22 protein-coding genes, 7 tRNA genes and 1 pseudogene are annotated in these 19,816 nt (G+C 48.1%); 27 read left to right on the forward strand and 3 right to left on the reverse strand.

From position 1 onward, the window contains the following. Nucleotides 1-128 precede the first annotated feature (128 nt). The 21 genes from SHK35_RS00680 to SHK35_RS00780 all read left to right on the forward strand — a co-directional run bounded on the left by SHK35_RS00680 (nucleotide 129) and on the right by SHK35_RS00780 (nucleotide 13,254). A tRNA-Asp gene (locus tag SHK35_RS00680) sits at nucleotides 129-202 on the forward strand. A gap of 38 nt (nucleotides 203-240) precedes the next feature. Further along, nucleotides 241-313, forward strand: a tRNA-Val gene (locus SHK35_RS00685). A 51-nt stretch (nucleotides 314-364) separates the two neighbouring features. Further along, a tRNA-Thr gene (locus SHK35_RS00690) sits at nucleotides 365-437 on the forward strand. A gap of 21 nt (nucleotides 438-458) precedes the next feature. Beyond that, a tRNA-Tyr gene (locus SHK35_RS00695) sits at nucleotides 459-540 on the forward strand. Nucleotides 541-572: 32 nt separating this feature from the next. Beyond that, nucleotides 573-646: transfer RNA gene (locus SHK35_RS00700), tRNA-Met, on the forward strand. A gap of 6 nt (nucleotides 647-652) precedes the next feature. Beyond that, a tRNA-Phe gene (locus SHK35_RS00705) sits at nucleotides 653-725 on the forward strand. Between the two features lie 29 nt (nucleotides 726-754). Then, nucleotides 755-827, forward strand: a tRNA-Lys gene (locus SHK35_RS00710). Between the two features lie 220 nt (nucleotides 828-1,047). Further along, a complete protein-coding gene (locus SHK35_RS00715) occupies nucleotides 1,048-1,740 on the forward strand; it encodes an AzlC family ABC transporter permease (protein ID WP_318708063.1) in 693 nt (230 codons plus the stop codon). Next, nucleotides 1,725-2,045 (forward strand): branched-chain amino acid transporter permease, encoded by a 321-nt coding sequence (locus tag SHK35_RS00720; protein ID WP_318703217.1) that lies wholly within the window; start codon nucleotides 1,725-1,727, stop codon nucleotides 2,043-2,045. Before SHK35_RS00715 ends, SHK35_RS00720 begins: the two co-directional genes overlap by 16 nt. Before the next feature lie 121 nt (nucleotides 2,046-2,166). Beyond that, nucleotides 2,167-3,723 (forward strand): L,D-transpeptidase family protein, encoded by a 1,557-nt coding sequence (locus SHK35_RS00725; RefSeq protein WP_318708064.1) that lies wholly within the window; start codon nucleotides 2,167-2,169, stop codon nucleotides 3,721-3,723. A 54-nt stretch (nucleotides 3,724-3,777) separates the two neighbouring features. Continuing rightward, complete coding sequence (locus SHK35_RS00730) at nucleotides 3,778-4,368, forward strand: HD domain-containing protein (protein WP_318703215.1); 591 nt, start codon at nucleotides 3,778-3,780, stop codon at nucleotides 4,366-4,368. Continuing rightward, nucleotides 4,369-5,844 carry an aminotransferase class I/II-fold pyridoxal phosphate-dependent enzyme gene (locus SHK35_RS00735; RefSeq protein WP_318708066.1) on the forward strand — a complete coding sequence of 492 codons (1,476 nt, stop codon included), beginning with the start codon at nucleotides 4,369-4,371 and terminating at the stop codon, nucleotides 5,842-5,844. It abuts the gene before it with no gap. A gap of 20 nt (nucleotides 5,845-5,864) precedes the next feature. Next, nucleotides 5,865-7,286: a pyruvate kinase gene (gene pyk / locus SHK35_RS00740; protein WP_318708068.1), complete on the forward strand. Its 1,422-nt coding sequence runs from the start codon at nucleotides 5,865-5,867 to the stop codon at nucleotides 7,284-7,286. 3 nt (nucleotides 7,287-7,289) lie between these two features. Further along, nucleotides 7,290-7,880, forward strand: a complete 591-nt coding sequence (locus SHK35_RS00745) for a guanylate kinase (RefSeq protein ID WP_318703212.1) — start codon at nucleotides 7,290-7,292, stop codon at nucleotides 7,878-7,880. Between the two features lie 55 nt (nucleotides 7,881-7,935). Beyond that, nucleotides 7,936-8,376: a YaaR family protein gene (locus tag SHK35_RS00750; protein WP_318703211.1), complete on the forward strand. Its 441-nt coding sequence runs from the start codon at nucleotides 7,936-7,938 to the stop codon at nucleotides 8,374-8,376. 17 nt (nucleotides 8,377-8,393) lie between these two features. After that, nucleotides 8,394-9,386, forward strand: a complete 993-nt coding sequence (gene holB, locus SHK35_RS00755; RefSeq protein WP_318708069.1) for a DNA polymerase III subunit delta' — start codon at nucleotides 8,394-8,396, stop codon at nucleotides 9,384-9,386. Then, a complete protein-coding gene (locus SHK35_RS00760) occupies nucleotides 9,387-10,118 on the forward strand; it encodes a histidine phosphatase family protein (protein WP_318703209.1) in 732 nt (243 codons plus the stop codon). Nucleotides 10,119-10,192: 74 nt separating this feature from the next. Continuing rightward, nucleotides 10,193-10,915, forward strand: coding sequence for a LytR/AlgR family response regulator transcription factor (locus SHK35_RS00765; protein ID WP_318708070.1), 723 nt, complete (start codon nucleotides 10,193-10,195; stop codon nucleotides 10,913-10,915). Beyond that, on the forward strand, nucleotides 10,915-12,264 hold the full coding sequence (locus tag SHK35_RS00770) for a sensor histidine kinase (RefSeq protein WP_318708072.1): 1,350 nt from the start codon (nucleotides 10,915-10,917) through the stop codon (nucleotides 12,262-12,264). The genes SHK35_RS00765 and SHK35_RS00770 overlap by 1 nt, the downstream gene beginning before the upstream one ends. Nucleotides 12,265-12,500: 236 nt before the next feature. Beyond that, nucleotides 12,501-13,121, forward strand: coding sequence for an accessory gene regulator B family protein (locus tag SHK35_RS00775; RefSeq protein WP_318708073.1), 621 nt, complete (start codon nucleotides 12,501-12,503; stop codon nucleotides 13,119-13,121). After that, the gene (locus SHK35_RS00780) at nucleotides 13,114-13,254 is read left to right on the forward strand and encodes an AgrD family cyclic lactone autoinducer peptide (protein WP_318708075.1); all 141 of its coding nucleotides are present in this window, start codon (nucleotides 13,114-13,116) and stop codon (nucleotides 13,252-13,254) included. The genes SHK35_RS00775 and SHK35_RS00780 overlap by 8 nt, the downstream gene beginning before the upstream one ends. Before the next feature lie 35 nt (nucleotides 13,255-13,289). Here the strand turns inward: SHK35_RS00780 and SHK35_RS00785 are convergent, their stop codons facing one another. The 3 genes from SHK35_RS00785 to SHK35_RS00795 are packed head-to-tail and all read right to left on the reverse strand — an operon-like array spanning nucleotide 13,290 to nucleotide 15,638. Next, nucleotides 13,290-14,021 carry an ABC transporter permease gene (locus SHK35_RS00785; protein ID WP_318708076.1) on the reverse strand — a complete coding sequence of 244 codons (732 nt, stop codon included), beginning with the start codon at nucleotides 14,019-14,021 and terminating at the stop codon, nucleotides 13,290-13,292. Then, nucleotides 14,018-14,833 carry an ABC transporter ATP-binding protein gene (locus tag SHK35_RS00790; protein ID WP_318703222.1) on the reverse strand — a complete coding sequence of 272 codons (816 nt, stop codon included), beginning with the start codon at nucleotides 14,831-14,833 and terminating at the stop codon, nucleotides 14,018-14,020. The genes SHK35_RS00785 and SHK35_RS00790 overlap by 4 nt, the downstream gene beginning before the upstream one ends. Before the next feature lies 1 nt (nucleotide 14,834). Beyond that, a complete protein-coding gene (locus tag SHK35_RS00795; protein ID WP_318708078.1) occupies nucleotides 14,835-15,638 on the reverse strand; it encodes a MerR family transcriptional regulator in 804 nt (267 codons plus the stop codon). A gap of 186 nt (nucleotides 15,639-15,824) precedes the next feature. On the opposite strand from SHK35_RS00795, the pseudogene SHK35_RS00800 reads away from it, so the two are divergent. From SHK35_RS00800 to SHK35_RS00825, 6 genes and pseudogenes are all read left to right on the forward strand, one after another. Next, nucleotides 15,825-16,730 (forward strand): annotated as a pseudogene (locus tag SHK35_RS00800) (PSP1 domain-containing protein); the annotation flags it as partial. A 169-nt stretch (nucleotides 16,731-16,899) separates the two neighbouring features. Beyond that, entirely contained in the window at nucleotides 16,900-17,637 is a 738-nt protein-coding gene (locus SHK35_RS00805; protein ID WP_318708079.1) for a tRNA1(Val) (adenine(37)-N6)-methyltransferase, read from the forward strand. A gap of 44 nt (nucleotides 17,638-17,681) precedes the next feature. Next, nucleotides 17,682-18,545: a 16S rRNA (cytidine(1402)-2'-O)-methyltransferase gene (rsmI, locus tag SHK35_RS00810; protein ID WP_318708080.1), complete on the forward strand. Its 864-nt coding sequence runs from the start codon at nucleotides 17,682-17,684 to the stop codon at nucleotides 18,543-18,545. Continuing rightward, nucleotides 18,526-18,705, forward strand: coding sequence for a DUF6472 family protein (locus SHK35_RS00815; RefSeq protein WP_318703199.1), 180 nt, complete (start codon nucleotides 18,526-18,528; stop codon nucleotides 18,703-18,705). Before rsmI ends, SHK35_RS00815 begins: the two co-directional genes overlap by 20 nt. Nucleotides 18,706-18,716: 11 nt before the next feature. Then, nucleotides 18,717-19,109 (forward strand): CidA/LrgA family protein, encoded by a 393-nt coding sequence (locus tag SHK35_RS00820; RefSeq protein WP_318708081.1) that lies wholly within the window; start codon nucleotides 18,717-18,719, stop codon nucleotides 19,107-19,109. Beyond that, complete coding sequence (locus tag SHK35_RS00825) at nucleotides 19,106-19,798, forward strand: LrgB family protein (RefSeq protein WP_318708083.1); 693 nt, start codon at nucleotides 19,106-19,108, stop codon at nucleotides 19,796-19,798. Before SHK35_RS00820 ends, SHK35_RS00825 begins: the two co-directional genes overlap by 4 nt. Nucleotides 19,799-19,816: the final 18 nt, after the last annotated feature.

Consider the following 19,816-nt stretch of genomic DNA (forward strand, 5'->3'; position numbering starts at 1 on the left):
TTCCATAAGGTTCCGGGGCGTGAGGTTCCGGAGTCCTGCGGGAAGCGTGGAAAGATCCAGTGTCCGGTTTTGAGGGTACAATGTAATTTTGATTTCATAGGATTTATGATTACTTGTATCTGGAAAATGGCCCAGTGGCTCAGTTGGTTAGAGCGTCGCCCTGTCACGGCGAAGGTCGTCGGTTCGAGTCCGATCTGGGTCGTAGCGAAGAGGTGCTTCGCAGGATAGATTTATCCTTATGGGGTCTTAGCTCAGCTGGGAGAGCATCTGCCTTACAAGCAGAGGGTCATAGGTTCGAGCCCTATAGGCCCCATTTGCTTTGTAGAGTGCACTGATTTTAGATTAGGTGCCTAAAGTAGGGTGTGCCGATGTGGCTCAATTGGCAGAGCAGCTGATTTGTAATCAGCAGGTTATCGGTTCGAGTCCGATCATCGGCTCTATGGAATACAATTCCATATGGATGGATTCCCGAGTGGCCAAAGGGGACAGACTGTAAATCTGCTGCAAATTGCTTCGGTGGTTCGAATCCACCTCCATCCATTTGCTTTAAGTGAAGCATAATAATTAAATAACGCGGGGTGGAGCAGTCTGGAAGCTCGTCGGGCTCATAACCCGAAGGTCACAGGTTCAAATCCTGTCCCCGCTACTCAATGCCCAGATAGCTCAGTTGGTAGAGCAGAGGACTGAAAATCCTCGTGTCACTGGTTCGATTCCGGTTCTGGGCATTTGCAATATACAAAAATATGTTGCGCATGGGGTATTAGCTCAGTCGGTAGAGCACTTGACTTTTAATCAAGTTGTCCGGGGTTCGAATCCCCGATGCCTCATTAATCAGGAAAGAAGATGATTCGAACCCCGTGGGTTCAGAATCCCCGATGCCTCACTAACCAGGGAAGAAGATGATTCGAACCCCGTGGGTTCAGAATCCCCGATGCCTCATTCACCAGGGAAAAAAGAAAAAAGCATGAAAGTGCTTTTTTTTCATGTAAAGGTATAAATGGAATACGATTCCGTATGGAATCCGATTCCATATGGAATAAGCAGACGATGAAAAATAAGCGGTTGAAAGAAATACGGTTTGCATTTGCACAGTCAGTGCCGGTTATGCTGGGTTATTTGTTTTTAGGGATTGCCTTTGGCCTGATGCTGCAGAATGCAGGATATAACTTTTGGTGGGCATTTTTTTGCAGTGTGGTTATTTATGCAGGCAGTATGCAGTTTGTCTTGGTAACGCTGCTTACCAGCGGAGCCAGCCTGCTCTATGCGGCTGCCATGACAGTGTTTGTAAATGGACGGCATATATTTTATGGACTTTCTTTTATTGAAAAGTTTCGAGGCATGGGGAAAAAGTACCCATATATGGTGTTTTCCCTGACAGATGAAACTTATTCTGTGCTATGTGGGTTGAAAACACCTCAGGGACTGGACGAGAAAAACATTTCCTTTTTCATTGCCTTGTTTGACCAATTATATTGGATAACAGGATCGGTGCTGGGAGCTGTTATCGGTCAGCTGATTACCTTTGATACTACTGGTGTTGATTTTTCCATGACAGCTTTGTTTGTAGTCATTGTTTTAAATCAATGGATGGACAGCAGGGAACATAGACCGGCGATCATAGGGGGCGTGATTGGAGTTATCTGCCTGATTTTGCTGGGGGCGGAAAGCTTTTTGCTGCCGGCATTGACCTTGACGGCGTTAATATTATTGGGAGTCAGGAAAAAATGGGACATTCATTAGCAATTATCGGTGTAGTTGCGCTTTGTACAGTGCTGACCAGGGCCTTGCCCTTCTGGATATTGGGAGGGAGAAAGGAGGTGCCGGCAACGGTGCAGTATCTGGGAAAGGTGCTGCCTCCTGCCATTATGGCAATTCTTGTTGTTTACTGTCTGAAAGACATCAATTTGCTGGAGGGAAGCAGAGGTTTGCCGGAATTTTTGGCTGTTGCGTTGGTGGCTGTCCTTCATCTGTGGAAAAAGAGTACTCTGCTGAGTATTGGAGCTGGAACGGTTTTTTATATGATACTGGTTCAGGCAGTATTTTGAGAGTAGCACAAAAGGTTGATTTTTAGCCTTTTAGTGCTATTTTTTTTCCTTATAAAATGGTATAATGAATTGAATTTCAATATAATAATTTTACATACGCAGGATGTATGGGAGAATCGTCATGAGCCAGACAAAAATAGAGGATCAAAAGCAGGCGCAGAAAAGCACGGTACGGACGCAGGAAGAGGAAGCGCTCCAGCAGAAAACGGAAACATTGCAGCAGGATGCAGAAGCGCAAAAACAAACAGGAAAGACATCCGGAAAGAAAAAGAAAAAAAGACGGCGCATAGCTGCTTTTGCAGTCAGCGTTTTGCTTGCATTGCTTTTCCTGGCATATGGGGGAACTGCCATATATTATCAGTCGCATTTTTTGCCAAATACGTATATTAACCAGATAAACTGCAGTAATTTAGATGCGGCCCAGGCTGCTTTACTGTTGGACGGGCAGGCGCAAAGCTACACATTGGAGGTGACCGGAAGGAGCAAAACGGAAGGCCGGCAGGAGGTTTTAGGCGTAATTGAAGCGCAGGATATTGGGTTTACGTCACAGGGCACCGAGGAAGCTTTGCAGACGCTTTTAGCTCAGCAGAATTCCTTGCTTTGGATACAGGCGGTGCTGGGAGGAAAAGCATACCGCCATGATTTGGCCGGAAGCTATACCTTTGAGGAGGAGCTTTTAGAGGAAACGCTAAAGAGCTGGGAGGCATTTCAGGAGAAGAACATGACAGCGCCCCAGAATGCGTATATCAGTGAATATTCTGAGAAGGGCTATGAAATTATACCGGAAACAGAAGGCACACTGCTTGACTCTGATGCTGCTGTAAAAAGCATTTCGGAGGCTGTTGCGGCCGGGGAAAATGCCGTTTCATTAGAGGAGACGGGCTGCTATGTGGAGGCTTCGGTGAAAGCGGAGGATGCGCAGCTTACGGAAGCCTGCAGTACAATGAACACATGGGTAAGCACCTGCATTACCTATGATTGGAATGGCACTCAGATTGTTGTAGACGGGGAGCAGATTAAGGAGTGGATATCCTTGGAGGGGGAAGAGCCTGTATTGGATGAAGAGGCGGTGGAGGAGTTTGTTGCTGACACCGCAAGAGAATTGGACACTTATGGCAAAAACAGAAAGTTTACAACGGCTTTGGGGACGGAGCTTACGCTGCCAAGTGGCGGATACGGCTGGAGGACGGACAGAGAGGGGGAAAGTCAGGAGCTGATTCAGCTGATTTATCAGGGAAGTGTGCTGGAGAAAGAGCCTTTATATACCAGCAGGGGGGCGAACAAGGGGAGCGATGATATTGGGGATTCTTATGTGGAGATTGATTTGTCCAATCAGCATTTGTACTTGTTTTGGGAAGGCGAAATTGTACTGGAATCGGACTTCGTATCTGGTGATATGACAAAAAGCGGCAGGATGACTCCTCCGGGCGTATTTGGCCTCACTTATAAAACGCGAAACGCTGTGCTGCGGGGCGAGGATTATGAAACTCCCGTTAATTACTGGATGCCATTTAACGGAAATATCGGCATGCACGATGCCACCTGGCGCAGCAGCTTCGGGGGAAGCATTTATATCACAAACGGTTCCCATGGCTGTGTCAACCTTCCATTGGACAAGGCGGCACAAATTTATGAGTATGTATCTACAGGGTTTCCTGTGATATGCTATTATTATTAAGTCCTTTATGTGAGGGCGCATTTGTGTAACCGGAAAGCAGGAAGGAGGAATGCAATGGCGGAGAGATTTTTGGGGCGGCGTTCCCAAAAAAGAGCAGAGGCATGGAAAAGACATTTTGAACGCCACAGAAAGCTGCACAGACAGCTTAGGGCTGCGGCTGGAGATATTTTGAAATCCCCCAATTTTAATTCCACCAAGCGGTATATTCAGCATGGAAATATGACGGTGAATGCACATAGCATGAATGTTGCAAGATACAGCATTGCCATCAGTGAGCGGCTTGGGATTGTGTGCAGGCAGGAAGAAATGATTCGGGGAGCTTTGCTGCATGACTATTTTTTATATGACTGGCATAAAAAGGATTCTCAAAATCCTCACAGACTACATGGGTTTTACCATCCAGGGCGGGCCCTTGCCAATGCGTCAAAGGAGTACTCCTTAACCCCCAGGGAAAAGGACATTATCAAGAAGCATATGTGGCCGCTTACAGTGGTGCCTCCCATGTGCCGCGAAGCATGGATTGTGACGGCGGCGGACAAATGGTGTTCCCTGCTGGAAACCTTTGGTCTGCACAGAGGCCATGGCGCAGCTTTGGAAATTCTGCAAAGGCCAGGGAAAGACTGTCAGGAAGAGAGCGGCGGATAATTGGGACAATTATATCGGAAATTAGAGGAATATGGAAAAAACGGGAATTACCCCTATCATATGCCAGGGCACAAGAGGCGCCAGATGGGAGACCTGCCAGGGGAAATCGTGAAGATAGATATAACGGAAATAGGTGATTTTGATAATCTTCACGATCCAAGAGGAATTCTGAAAACGCTGCAGGAGAGGGCGGCAGTGTTGTACGGGGCGGAGGAAAGCTTTTATCTGGTCAATGGGAGTACCGGCGGTATATTAAGCGCCGTCAGCGCTGCAGTCCCGCAAGGCGGTCATATTCTTATGGCGCGTAATTGTCATAAGTCTGCTTATCACGCGGCGTATCTGCGAAACCTGAAAATTTCTTATCTGTATCCCAGCCTGCTTCCTGGATATGACATCTATGACGCAGTGACCCCCAGACAGGTGGAAGAAGGCCTGGAGCGGGATTCCCAGATATCAGCGGTGCTTTTGGTGTCTCCCACATATGAAGGCAGAATAGCGGATGTGAAGACAATCGCGGAAATTGTTCACAAGAGAGGAATTCCCTTGATTGTGGATGAGGCTCACGGCGCGCATCTGGGATTTTCGGAGTATTTTGCCCCCAACAGCTGCAGCTGTGGGGCTGATCTTGTGATTCACAGTGTACATAAAACACTGCCTGCTTTGACCCAGTCGGCGCTTCTTCATGTAAACGGAAGCAGAATAGACAGGGATAAGCTCAGGAGATTTCTGCATATTTACCAGTCCAGCAGCCCATCCTATGTACTGCTGGCGGGCATAGACGACGCCCTGGAAATTGTGGAACGGAAAGGCAGAGAGCTTTTCAGCGAATTTGCACGTCAATATTTTCAAATGGAGGAAAGGCTTTCCCAGTGCAGATGTCTGCAGTGGATATCTGCAAAAGGGGATGGCAGACAGGATATAGGAAAGCTGGTTATCTCAACCAGGAAAACAGAATTGTCGGGACAGGATTTATATGATATTCTGATACAAAAATATAATCTGCAGCTTGAAATGGCGGAAGGAAGCTATTGTCTGGCCATGTTTACGGCAGCGGACCCAGCAGAAGCCTATGAGCGCATGACGGCGGCGTTACTTGAGATAGACAGCCAGCTGGCGGCAGCGTATGAACAGAAAGAGAAGCGGCCGGAAGAGACCAGGCCGCCGGAGGAGCATGGCTCACTGGCAGAGCATAGACCGCCGGGGGAGAGCGGCCTGCCGGAAAACAGCGGCGGGGTGATTCCCCTGACCAGAGCGTGGGACATGAAGGCGAAGCTGATTCCTTTAGAAGCATCCCGGGGAAAAGCAGCGGCAGAGTTTATCAATCTGTTTCCACCAGGGATTCCCATACTTGTGCCGGGAGAGCAAATCAGCGAGGAAGCCTACAGGCGGATCAGGCTCTGTTTGGAGCAGGGACTGACCGTTCAGGGAATTGTGGGAAGGGGAAAATCTTATCAAATAAAAGTGCTTGATATATAAGCTGGAAAGGAATAAATGTTATGAGAAAAACAAAGATTATCTGTACCATCGGACCTGCGAGTGAGAGCGAGGAGCGTCTGCGTGAGTTAATGCTTGCGGGAATGAACGTAGCCAGGTTTAATTTTTCACACGGAACCCATAAGGAGCAGCTTGCCAAATTTAACAGAGTGCTGCGGGTGAGGAAAGAACTGGGACTGCCGGTAGCCACTCTTTTGGATACCAAGGGGCCTGAAATCCGTCTGAAGGATTTTGAAGGGGGGAAGGTGGAGCTTTTGGCAGACCAGACCTTTGTCCTGACCACGGATGAGGTGCTTGGGACAACGGAGCGGGCCACCATCACTTACAAAAATTTGAAGCATGATATCCAGGCAGGAACCACTATACTGATTGATGACGGTCTTATTGAGATGCGGGTGGAGGAGATAACCGGAAATGACATTGTCTGCCGGGTGATAAATGGGGGCTATGTGTCCAACCATAAGGGAGTGAATGTGCCGGGGGCCATCCTCTCCATGCCTTACATCAGCGCTGTGGACAGAGATGACATTATTTTCGGCGCAGAGCACGGCTTCGACTTTTTGGCGGCTTCCTTTGCCCGCACAAAGGAGGACATTCTGGAGGTAAGAAAAATCCTGGAAGAACGGGGCAGCAGGATGAAGATCATCGCCAAAATTGAAAACATGCAGGGAATCGATAATCTGGAGGAAATTCTGGAGGTATCGGACGGAATCATGGTGGCAAGAGGCGATATGGGAGTGGAGGTGCCTATGGAAGAGGTTCCCATTCTCCAGAAAAAAATGATCAAGATGGCAGTGGCCCGGGGTAAGCATGTCATCACAGCCACGCAGATGCTGGAGTCCATGATCAAGAATCCCCGCCCCACAAGAGCGGAGGCTACGGATATTGCAAACGCTATCTATGACGGTACCACTGCTATCATGCTGTCGGGAGAAAGCGCGGCGGGACTTTACCCGGTGGAGGCCGTAAAGACTATGGCTAAAATTGCAGAGCGTGCGGAGCAGGACATTGACTATCGTTCCAGAATGCAGAAGAGACAGGGGGAGCGTACGGAAACGCCTGACATTACCACGGCAATCTCTTACGCAACCTGCAGTGTGGCCATGGATTTGAAGGCGGATGCCATCATAACCGTCACAATGTCCGGCTTTACGGCAAACATGATTGCCCGTTACAAGCCTGCCTGCCCCATCATCGGGTGCACGCTGGATGAAAAGGTATGCAGACAGCTGAATCTCTTGTGGGGCGTGAGTCCTGTGCTGATCAAAAAGGAGCAGACTACGGATGCGTTGTTTGAGGAGGCTGTATTTAAGAGCAAGCAGGCAGGTCTGATCAAGACTGGCGACACAGTTGTCATAACTGCGGGAGTGCCCCTGGGTATTGCAGGAAAGACAGATATGATCCATGTGGTAGAGGTTGTGTAGCAGATGGGTAAGATCATATGTCTTATGGGGAAAAGCTCTACGGGAAAGGATACTATTTTTAAGGAGCTTTTGGCAGAGGATGCCCTTGGGTTAAAAACGATTGTCCCCTACACTACAAGGCCCATCCGGGCAGGAGAGAAGAACGGCAGAGAATATTTCTTTGCCAGTGAAGCAGATTATCAGCGGCTGAAGCAGGAAAACAAAATCATTGAGGAGAGGGCTTATCAGACCTATTACGGACTGTGGAGATACTTCACGGTGGATGACGGGCAGATACAGCTTGCCAGGGAGAATTATATTATGATAGGCACACTGGAGGCGTACCGGAATATCAAGGAATATTTCGGTGCGGAAAGGGTACTGCCCATCATGATAGAATTAAACGATGGTGTGCGCCTCCAGAGGGCTCTGGACAGGGAAAAACAGCAGGAGTCTCCGGGATATGAGGAGATGTGCCGGAGGTTCCTGGCAGACAGCATAGATTTTTCTGAGGAAAAGAAAAAGGAGGCGGGCATAACCAGATGCTTTTACAATGATGATCTGCCAAGCTGCTTAAAGGAGATCAAGGCGTATATCGCAGAGGCAAAGGATTAAAAAGGTCTGTTAAAATATGTCCTCTGCACAGGGAAGCGCACGAAGGAGGTAGCGCGTGGATATCAAGGTAAATCAGGTGACGGCAAGCCAGCCGGTGGAGCAGGCTGTCTCAAAGCCGCCGGAGGATGGAAGCTTTAAGTTTACCCTGGCCAGTCATGTGGAGGAGGCAGAGCTGCAGGCCAGACTCCAGACCCTTATGGAACAGATTACCATGGAAGGGGAAAAGCTTTCCAAACGCCGGGATGTAAAGGATATGAAGCATTACCGGGGGCTGGTAAAGGAATTTTTAAATGAGGTTGTTACCCGTTCCCATGTCTTTTCCAGAGAAAATTTCCTGGACAGAAGGGGACGGCACAGAGTTTATGGAATTATCCGGCTTGTGGATGAGAATCTGGATCAGCTGGCGCAGGAGCTTATGAAGGATGAGCAGGATCATCTGGCGATTCTAAACAAGATCGGAGAGATCAGAGGACTTTTACTGGATATCTTTACATAAGAAAAGGGGGTGGAAGCATGGCTGCATTTCGGGATATTATAGGACAGGAGCAGATAAAAGAGCATCTGCAGGCCGCCATTTCAGGAGATAAGGTTTCCCACGCATATATCATAAGCGGTGAAAAATCTTCGGGCAAGGAGTTTATTGCAAGAATATTTGCCATGACGCTGCAGTGTGAAAAGGGAGGAATCGAGCCTTGCCAGCAGTGCCATTCCTGCAGACAGGCATTGTCGGATAACCACCCGGATATCATCCATGTGGTTCACGAAAAGCCTGCAACCATAAGCGTTGAGGATATCCGCAGCCAGATTAACAGTGATGTGGGCATCAAGCCCTACAGCGGCCCCAAAAAAATTTATATTGTGAGTGAAGCGGAAAAAATGACCGTACAGGCTCAGAATGCGCTTTTGAAAACACTGGAGGAGCCGCCGGAGTATGCGGTGATTCTTCTGCTTGCAGGCAATGTGAACGGGCTTTTACCCACTATTGTAAGCCGCTGTGTGGTGCTGACTATGAAGCCGGTTCCGGATGAGCTGATCAAGAAATACTTGATGGAGCAGCTTAAGGTGCCGGATTATAAAGCGGAGGTGTGCGCAGCTTTTGCCAGGGGAAACATGGGAAAGGCAAAGGCCCTGGCAGCCAGCGAGGATTTTGAAAAGGTAAAGTCAGAGGCTGTCTCGCTGTTAAAATACGCAAGGGATATGGAGCTATGGGAGATTATAGCGGCCATCAAAAAGATTACAGAGTATAAGATGGAGGTCAATGATTATCTGGATATCATGGCAGTGTGGTATCGTGATGTGCTGTTGTTTAAAGCCACCAACGATGTGAACCATCTGGTGTTTAAGGAGGAGATTCAGGCGCTGCGCACGGCGGCGGGAAGAAGCAGCTATGAGGGAATCGAGAGTGTTTTGGAGGCCCTGGAAAAGGCCCAAAACCGTTTGAATGCCAATGTAAATTTTGAATTGACCATGGAGCTTCTGATGATGGAAATTAAGGAGAACGGCTAAATGAAAATATTGATCGTAAGACACGCAGACCCGGACTATTCGATTGACTCATTGACGGAAAAAGGCTGGAGAGAGGCGGAATATCTTTCTGAAAGGCTTTCACGGCTTCCCGTGAAGGCTTTTTACGTATCACCCTTAGGCAGAGCTAAGGATACGGCGTCCTGCACTTTGAAAAAAGTAAATGCCAGGGCGGAGGAATGTGAATGGCTCAGAGAATTTCAGCCGGATATCAGCAGGCCGGATGTGACGTCTCACAGAACCATTGCCTGGGACTGGCTGCCTCAGGATTGGATGCAGGAGGAAACGTATTTTAAATATGATACCTGGCAGGATACGGAAATTTTTAGACAAAGCCAGGTAGGGGAGGAATATAAGTGGGTGACAGGGTGTCTGGACGAGCTGCTTAAGCGCCACGGCTATTATAGGGAAGGGCACTTTTACCGGGCAGAGAGGCCGAATAATGATACCATTGTTTTGTTCTGTCATTTTGGCGTTGCCTGTGTACTGCTCAGCCACCTGCTGAATATTTCTCCCATGGTGCTGTGGCATGGCTTGTGTGCGGCGCCCTCCTCGGTGACCACGCTGGCTACTGAGGAACGAAGGAAGGGGATTGCCAGCTTTCGAATGTTGTCCTTTGGGGACACTTCGCATCTGTACGCCAAGGGAGAGCCGCCTTCCTTTGCGGCAAGGTTCTGTGAATGCTTTGGCAATGAGGGGGAACGATGCGATTAGAGCATAGTATAAAGGGGAGGAGTGTGTTTTTAGGGGAATTGAACAAAAGAAACCTGTTTTAGGAATAAGGCCGTATGAAGAAGTTTGTGATATGTGATGACGAAACCTTTTATCTGGAAAAAGTAAAGACCCTTGTCCAGGAGAACCTTGAGAAGGCAGGAGTAACCGATGTGGAGCTGTATGCTTTCTCCTCCGGCACAAAGCTGCTGGAGCAGGAGAAGCTGCTGGCGAAATGTCAGGCTGTGTTTCTCGACATTAATATGCAGGACTGCAGCGGATTGGATATTGCCTTTCAGATCAAGCAGAAGAACCCGGATATTCTTTTGATCTTTGTGACCGCATACATGGATTATGTGCTGGCTGGGTATCAGGCTGAAGCGTTTCGTTTCCTGCTGAAGGACGATTTGGAAGCCATGATGCGGGAGTGCATTTGGGCCCTGCTGGAGAAAATAGACAAGGTAAACGCAAGTATTTTTCTGGAATTTTCAGACGGAGCCAGAAATATACGGGTAAAGCATATTCTTTATGTAGAAAGCTTTGGGCATAAACTGTATTTCCATATGCAAGGTGAGGCAAAGAAGCAGCATGAAATGTACGGAAACTTAAGTGATCTGGAAAAACGCCTGAGGGAGTATGGTTTTTGCAGAGTACATAAAAGCTATCTGGTGAATATGCAGTTTGTGGAAAGCATGAAACGGTATCAGATCACTCTGGCAAACGGACAATTCCTGCCCATCCCTAAGGATAAATTTCAGTGGGTGCGGGAGGAATATATGAAAGCCATGGAGGAGATTTGATGAGTGGAATCATGCAGACCATGCTGCTGTGCCTGATGGACATTATTTCCTGTGATGTTTTTATCAGTATATTTTTTGAGAAAAGAGGAAGATGGAATTTTTGGCAGACGGCGTTTTTTGGCTTTTTGATGTGCAGTATGTGCACACTCAATGCAAAGGGATTACGAGAATTTCTTATCTTAAAAATTATGGTCACCATGCTTATATATCTGATTTTCATGCAGCTGCGTTATCGGGCGCACTTGCTGAAAATGTGTCTGGTGATTGTGGGATTTGTGGTGGTGCTTACCATTTGCGATTTTATTCTCTACATCTTGATAGAAAGTCTTATTTTAAATAGATGGCATGTAATATATACATCAGACACGTATATTACAGTGGTGACAGTCCTGGCAAAAACGCTTGAGTTTTTCTTGTTTGTGTGGCTGAGGAGGATATTCTCCCGTGATAAAATATTTTATGATCTGGGGAGAAAGGAATGGTGGAGATTCCTGGCGTTTAATCTGTTTTCGGTAGTTGCCCTGGTATTTCTTCTGCTGGACGAGCAGTGCCGGGAAAACACGGCGCTGGTAGTTTCCTTTGACTTGATGCTGATGAATGTGTTCTTTTATTTCAGTATGCGGGATATCATACAGAAGGAGAAGGAAAATCAAAAATACCGCCTGATGCAGGAAAAGGCCAGAGGGCAGTTAAAGCTGTATGACAGCATGGAAAATGCGTACAGGGACCAGCGCAGGAACACCCATGAATTTAAGAACCATATAGGCTGCATTCAGGGGCTTTTGCAGGAAAGAAAGACACAGGAGGCCCTGCACTATGTGGAACAGATATGGAAAAAGCACATAGAGGAGGACAACTCGGTAAGGACGGGAAATGATATTATAGATATTATTGTAAACCAGAAGCTGCGGGAGGCCATGCGGGAGAAAATCACCTTTGTGATGAGCTTGGGAAACATGGAAAAATTTCCGCTGCAGGAGTCGGATACGGTTGTACTGCTGTCGAATCTTCTGGAAAATGCCATGGAGGCCTGCAGAAAAATCCAGAAGGAAGAGGAGAGAACACTGCGTCTGAAAATGGCAAGGCGGGGAGAAAGCTTTGTGCTGGTGGTCAGCAACAGAGTGCAGGATAAAGTCAAGGTCACGGATCAGGTGGCTGAAACTACAAAGGAGGATAAGCTGGCCCACGGCATCGGCATGAGCAATATAAAGGAAATCATTTCAAAATACCATGGGGAAGGAGAATGCCGTTATCAGGACGGCTGGTTTACTTACACCATCATACTCAGCGCGAATGTCACGATGTCTCCTGAAATGTCTGAAGGTGGAAATTTGTCCGTTTTGCGCTGAAAATGGACGTTTTGTGCAAAAGCTATTATCAAATTTGAAATAATATGTTATATAAAATAAAGAAAGTGCAAGACATGGCAGAAGCGGTAAAAGGGGAATTCTGCCGGAACACCATAGAAGTAAAAACGATGATTCTGGCCGCCATGTCTTGGAGCTTTCTTTTTTTATGAGGAATGCGGGCGATAGTGTAAAAAAAAGACCCGGCTTGGGAAAACAATGTGGAAGGGGGACTTCCTGTGGAAAGAGTTGTCACCTACCTGACGGACGGCTTGATCAGAAACCGGCTTTTGGAGGAACAGGACAGGGAAATTTACGAATATGGCCTGGGAAGGCTGGTGGGAAAGACAGTGAGCTACACAGCGCTGCTTGGGCTGTCTCTGCTTATAGGAACTTTTGTGCCGGGACTGTGGTTTTTGGCCTTTTTCTTTACCTTGCGGGGAAGAACGGGCGGATATCACGCAGCCACGGAAAGAGGGTGCTTTCTGGGGACAATGGTTGTCTATCTGGCGGTCATGAAGGGATTTCTGCCGCTTTTGGTCCGCTGGCAGCAGGCAGGAGTGTTGTGCCTGGTTTTGTCCGCTGTAGCAGTGTTTGCTTTTGCGCCGGTCAATCATCCCAATCTTAATTTTGATCCGGAGGAAATGAGATGGTATAAAAGGCGTTCACGTCTCGTGCTGGCAGGAGAAATCCTTGCAGTTGGTTTTTTACAGCTTGTGGGTGCGCCGCAGGAATGGATTTGCAGCGCCATATTGGGAATGACGGTCTGTGGATTTTTGCTGTGCCTGGCAAAGGCAGCAAAACAGGAGATAAAGACTGAAAATGGTCTGAGGACAGAAGGGAGGGAAGAGAATGAATAACGGAAAGAAGAGTATTTGGAAAGCAGTGAAAAAGGCTGCGGAATTTCAGGCAGATATGAAAAACACGGGCTGGCCGCCGGACTGCTCCAACATTTTGTACCAGCCCAAAAGGCCGAAAAAGAAGGAAAAATAGAGTTTTTTTGGACAGTGTAAAAGGTTCCTATAAAGTCAGAAGGGTCTTTGGGGTGGTCTCCGAAGACCCTTTAGTAATATGACACAAAAAGAAACAGTAATCAAAAACACAAAGGATAAGTACCATAAATTCTGTGGCAGAAATCCATTGTCCAGCATCAGTCTGTATCCCCAAAAGGCGGGGAAAATTTTTCCTGCTGTTATAAGGGGCCCTGGCAGGAGTCCAATGGGGAACATAATTCCGGACAGCATAATGGATGGAAGGAATAAAAGCTGTGCAGCCATGGTCAGCTTGGACTGATTTTTTATCGTCAGGCCCAGAACGCTGCCAACGCTTAGGGATACGGCAATGTAAATGGAAAGGGCGGCAAAAAACAAGGGAAGGTCTGAAGGCAGCGCTGCGTCAAAAGCCATTGGCGCAGTCAGAAGTATAATGAGGCACATCAGAAAAAGATGGATGAATGCGGAAAGATACATGGCGGCCCATCCAAAGCAGAGGGGCACTCCGTTTGCCGCGTATATTTTCTTTATATCACTTCCATAGGTTTCAGCCAAAGAGGGCGGCAGCCCGATAAATGCGCCCATGGAAACTCCCATCACAATCATGGCGGGAATCAAGGTGTCCTTCATATCCGGCATTATCGAAGTAAAGATTCCTCCCATCAGCGCAAAAAATATCAGGGGAACGAGATAGCAGGTGACCAGCAGGGACTTGCTTCTGATATCCAATTTCCACTGTAAAACTGCGCCATAAAGAAAAGCTCTCATGATTTCACTCCTCCTGTCAATTCCATAAAATGTTCTTCCAGTGTGCCTCTGTCTACTTTGATGTCCAGTACCTCGATGCCTTTTTTCTTTTCCTGGGCAAGCAAGGATAACAGCGTGTCTGCTACATCTCTGGTTTTATGGATTTTTGTGCCTTGCCTTGTTTTCAGCTGTATGGTAAACTGTCTGCCCACCAGATCGGTGAGCTGGGAGGGGGTGCCGCAAAATGCAAGTTCCCCTTCCTTTAAAATAGCAATTCTGTCGCAAAGAGTTTCCACTTCTGCCATATCGTGGCTTGCCAGTACGATGGTTTTCCCCTGGGCCTTTAAAGCACGAATCTGGCTGTGAAGAGACCGCCGTCCTTCCACGTCAAGTCCGGCTGTGGGTTCATCCAGAAACAGAATATCAGGCGAGGAAATAAGTGCCAGAGCCAGATGGAGCCGTCTTTTCTGCCCTGTGGACAGTTGTAAGTACTGCTTCTTTTCTATTTCTTTTATGCCAAGGGCATTCAGCATGGACCGGTCAGGCGTTACCCGGTTCCACGCTGCAAACAGCCTCACAGCCTCCATCGGTTTTATATGGGCAGGAAGGGAGGAGGACTGCAGCTGAATTCCCATGGTTCCGTTTACGGTGATGGTGCCCTCATCATATTCCCGAAGCCCCTCAATACACTCCAGCGTAGTGGTTTTGCCTGCGCCGTTGACGCCCAGAAGGGCAAAGATTTCTCCTGTCCGAATATGGAAATGAAGCCCCTTCAGCACCACATGACTGCCATAGCTTTTTTGCAGTCCCCTTACTTCCACTGCGCTTTTCATTTCAATCTTCATTTTGTGACACTCCATCAAAAGGATTTACGCCAAGCTTCGAAAAGTAGATATGCAAGGCCGATTCCAGATAAGCCCCTGTAATCTGGGACTGACCGCCTGGCTCGTTTTTTATGGAGCTGCCAATTTCCATCAGCTTGGGCAAAAGACTCATATCCCCGCCGGTAAATTCCAGAATCAGGCTCCAGTAGGTGCCGGTAAGCTGCTGGCATTCTTCACTTTCGGGAGGTATCCCGTCCTTTTCAAGCTGCAGAAGGCCATTGCTTAAACGCTGGAACCGCTCCAAAAAGTCCAGCCCGCTCTCCTTATCAAAACGGCTGCGGATATAATCCAGGGTTTCTGTGTCAAACCATTTTAAGAGATAGTAAAATTCATTTTTCATCTGCAGATTTACGATAATATCCGCGTATTTTTTGAAATCTACAGACTGCATCTGTAAAACCTCTGCCTTCAGCTGTTCAATGGCCGTTAAGGTTTCCGAAAGCTGCTCTATTTTGCACCGTATTTCATCAGCCTGCTTTGTAAGGGCTTCGGCTACATCCGCCGGGGTGTCCAGGGAGATCAGCCGCTTTTTGATATCCTCCAGAGAAAAGCCCAGAGATTTTAAGGATAAGATCTGGTGCAGCTTGACAAAATCCTTATCCGTATAGAGCCTGCGTCCGCCGGAGCTTTCCGCAGAGGGGGAAAGAAGCCCTTCTTTATCGTAATACTGCAGGGTGCGGACGGTAACGCCCATTTTTTTAGCTGCTTCGCCAACGGTCATATAGCCTTGGGGGATTGCTGTATATTTTGCCATAGGTTTTGCCTCCTTTTTTGCATTATAATATATTACGCAGCGTCACAAGCAACCCCCTTTTTATGGCCTGCAAAATGCAAACCGTATAAAACAGTGGTCATTTGCTGAAAAGTATGTTAAAATAGCACTCGATGGAGAAGTACACCCTGGTTTTGGCGCGCAAGCCGCGCAGATGGGAGCATATATATGATAAAGGTAATAGGAGTAAGATTCCGCACGGCGGGAAAAATATATTTTTTTGATCCTGTAAAATTTCAGGTAAAGCGCGGGGACCATGTGATCGTGGAAACTGCCAGAGGAATAGAATTTGGAACGGTGGTTTCGGAGCCGGGAATGGTGGAAAGCGATAAGGTGGTACAGCCCTTAAAGCCGGTGCTGCGGATTGCAAACAAGCGGGATATGGAGCAGGAGGCGGCCAATAAGGTAAAGGAAAAAGAGGCGTTTAAAATCTGCCAGGAGAAAATCCGGAAGCATGGTCTGGAGATGAAGCTGATCGACGCAGAGTATACCTTTGACAATAACAAGGTGCTTTTTTATTTTACTGCGGACGGAAGAATCGACTTTAGAGAGCTGGTAAAGGACCTGGCCTCCGTATTTAAGACAAGGATAGAGCTGCGCCAGATCGGAGTCAGGGACGAGACGAAAATTGTGGGGGGCATCGGCATCTGCGGACGGGCCCTTTGCTGTCACAGCTATTTGTCTGACTTTGTTCCTGTGTCCATCAAAATGGCAAAGGAGCAGAATCTGTCTTTAAATCCCTCGAAAATCTCAGGTGTCTGCGGAAGATTGATGTGCTGCCTGAAGAATGAACAGGAGACCTACGAGGAGCTGAACCGAAGACTGCCAAATCTGGGAGATTATGTAACCACGGACGATGGCCTTAAAGGCGAGGTGCAGAGTGTGAATGTGCTGCGTCAGCTGGTAAAAGTGGTCGTGGATATCGGCGACGAAAAAGAAATACGGGAATATGAGGTGGACAGGCTGCGCTTCAAGAGAAGGCATGGAAAGAAGGAAAAATTAGAGCTTTCAAAAGAGGAAATGAAGGAGCTGGAGCGCCTGGAAAAGGAAGAGCAGCAGGAAAACCAGGAGGAGAGACCGGAAGAGAAGGGAAAGCAGGAAGGAAAGTCCAGACCGGAGGAAAAGGGGAAGCCGGAAGGCAGAACAAGGCAAGAGGGAAGGCCCAGACAGGAAGGACGGGCAAGACAGGAGAGAAGACCCAGACAGGAAGGAAGGGCAAGGCAGGAAGGAAAAACAAAACGCAATGACAGTGGAGCTGAAAGATAAGGAACGATTGGATGAATTGCAGAGGAACGGCTACCGTATTATCCAGAATCCTGAAAAATTCTGTTTCGGCATGGACGCTGTTTTGCTGTCAGGCTTTGTACGCGCAGGAAAGGGAGACATTCTGCTGGATTTGGGGACGGGAACAGGAATCATCCCCATTCTTCTGGAGGCCAAAACCCAATGTGCCCATTTGACGGGGCTGGAGATACAGGAAGAGAGCGCCGATATGGCCAGAAGAAGCGTTGCCCTGAACGGTTTGTCACATAAGATAGACATTATAACAGGAGATATCAAAGAAGCAGACCGAATATTCCCGTCTGCTTCTTTTGACTGTATTACCTGCAATCCGCCCTATATGATAGGCAGTCATGGTCTTGCCAATCCCGAGGAGCCCAAGGCCATTGCCCGTCATGAGATTTTGTGTACCTTGGAGGATGTGGTCAGACAGGCGGGAAAGCTGTTAAAGCCGGGAGGACATTTTTTCATGGTACACAGACCCTTCCGGCTGGCAGAAATTATGACGATATTGTCACAATATAAGCTGGAGCCCAAACGCATGCGGCTGGTGTATCCTTATGTGGACAAGGAGCCCAACATGGTTCTTTTGGAGGCCGTAAGGGGCGGGCGGCCCAGGCTGGCGGTGGAAAAACCTCTGATTGTATATGAAAAGCCTGGGGTTTACACACCGGAGATTTATGATGTGTATGGATATTGAAGCGCCGTCTGCTTCCGGGGATAAGGCGCATAGAGGTGAGATTTATGACAGGAACGTTGTTTTTATGTGCAACTCCCATAGGGAATCTGGGAGACATGACGCCCCGTGTGGTGGAGACGTTAAAGGCGGTGGACCTGATCGCCGCGGAGGATACACGCAACAGCATCAAGCTGTTGAATCATTTTAACATTCATACCCCTATGACCAGTTATCATGAATACAACAAGGTGGAGAAGGCAAAGCAGCTGACAGCGCTGCTTTTGGAGGGGAAAAATATTGCGCTGATCACGGATGCAGGCACCCCGGCCATCTCGGACCCGGGAGAAGTACTGGTTAGAATGTGCCGGGAAAGGGAAATTACGGTGACGTCTCTTCCGGGGCCCGCTGCCTGCATTACAGCGCTTACCTTGTCGGGACTGAGCACAAGAAGGTTTTGCTTTGAGGGATTTCTTCCCGCAGACAAAAAGGAGAGAAGGGCGGTTTTGGAGGAGCTTAAGGAGGAAAGCCGCACCATGATTCTCTATGAAGCGCCCCATCACCTTGTGCACACCCTGGAGGAGCTTTTTGAAGTGCTGGGAGACAGAAAGCTTGCGGTGTGCCGGGAGCTTACCAAGCGGTACGAGACAGTGGTTTCCACCACGCTTTCGGGCGCTTTGGCCCATTACAGGGAAAATGCGCCCCGGGGGGAATATGTGCTGGTGCTTGAGGGACGAAGCCTTGCCCACAAACGGGAGGAAGAGATTGCCCAGTGGCAGAGCATGAGCATAGAGGAGCATATGAGCTTTTATCTGACAAAGGGGATGGAACGCAAAGAGGCTATGAAGCAGGTGGCAAAGGACAGAGGTGTGGGAAAAAGGGAGATTTATCAATATCTGGAGTGTGGAAAAAATGGCGAAAACCAGCTGTGATATGTGTGTAAATTACATTTATGACGAGGATTATGAATGCTTCACCTGTCTGGTGAATCTGGATGAGGATGAAATGTACCGTTTCTTATCGGGAAACCAGAGAGAATGTCCTTATTTTCGCATGGACGATGAGTACGGCGTAGTCAGGCACCAGATGTAAGGAGAAAGGCCATGAAATACTTAAGACAATTTTCCGTAATTTTGAGCATCTCTTTTCTGGGAGAGCTTTTGGAATATCTGATTCCCCTCCCGGTGTCTGCCGGTATTTACGGACTGGTGCTGCTGTTAGCGGGACTGGTTACGAAAATCATTCCCTTAAAGGCAGTGGAGGGGGCTGCGGATTTTCTGGTGGAAATTATGCCTGTTTTATTCATTCCGGCCATGGCGGGCATAATGACAAGCTGGGAGGCCATGAGAGAGCTGCTGCTTCCCTTGACTGTGATTATCGTAGTGACCACTATATTGATTATGGTGGTCACGGGAAGAGTGTCCCAGGGACTGATTCGAAGCCAAAGGGCCAGGGAAAATCTGAACAAAACAGTAGGAGAGGAGGAGGCAGAGTGAAGGAAATATTAACCCAGTCAGCTTTCTTTGGGGCAGCCCTTAGTCTGGTCTGCTATGAAATCGGACTTTTTGTAAGGAAAAAGACGAAAAGCGCTCTGGCAAATCCGCTGCTTGTGGCGGTCCTTTTGGTAATCGCAGTTTTGCTTGTTTTTTCCATTGATTTTGAGATTTATGCCCAGGGGGCTTCCCACATCAGCTTTCTTTTGACGCCTGCTACGGTCAGTCTGGCGGTGCCCCTTTACAGGCAGCTCGGGCTTTTGAAAAAATATCCCAGGGCCATTATCGGGGGAATTGCTTCAGGGGTGCTTGCGGCCATGGTGAGCATTTTTGTTTTGAGCCTTTTCTTTGGTCTGAATCATGAGCAGTATGTGACCCTTCTGCCCAAATCCATCACAACGGCCATTGGAATGGGAATTTCCGAAAAAATGGACGGGATTGTGACCATCACGGTGGTGGCCATCTGCATCACCGGAATTTTTGGGAGCATGATTGCCGACGGGGTGTGCCGGCTTTTCAAAATTGAGGAGCCTGTGGCCGTGGGACTGGCCATCGGAACCTCAGCCCACGCCATGGGAACCACAAAGGCGATGGAGCTGGGAGAAATTCAGGGCGCCATGAGCAGTCTGTCCATTGTGGCGGCGGGTATTATGACTGTAGCGGGCGTCTCTTTGTTTGCCAATTTTATTTAAGAAAATACTGCATACTTT

Source organism: Candidatus Acetatifactor stercoripullorum (genome assembly GCF_944382095.1).
In the GTDB taxonomy this organism is placed as follows: Bacteria; Bacillota; Clostridia; order Lachnospirales; family Lachnospiraceae; genus Acetatifactor; species Acetatifactor stercoripullorum.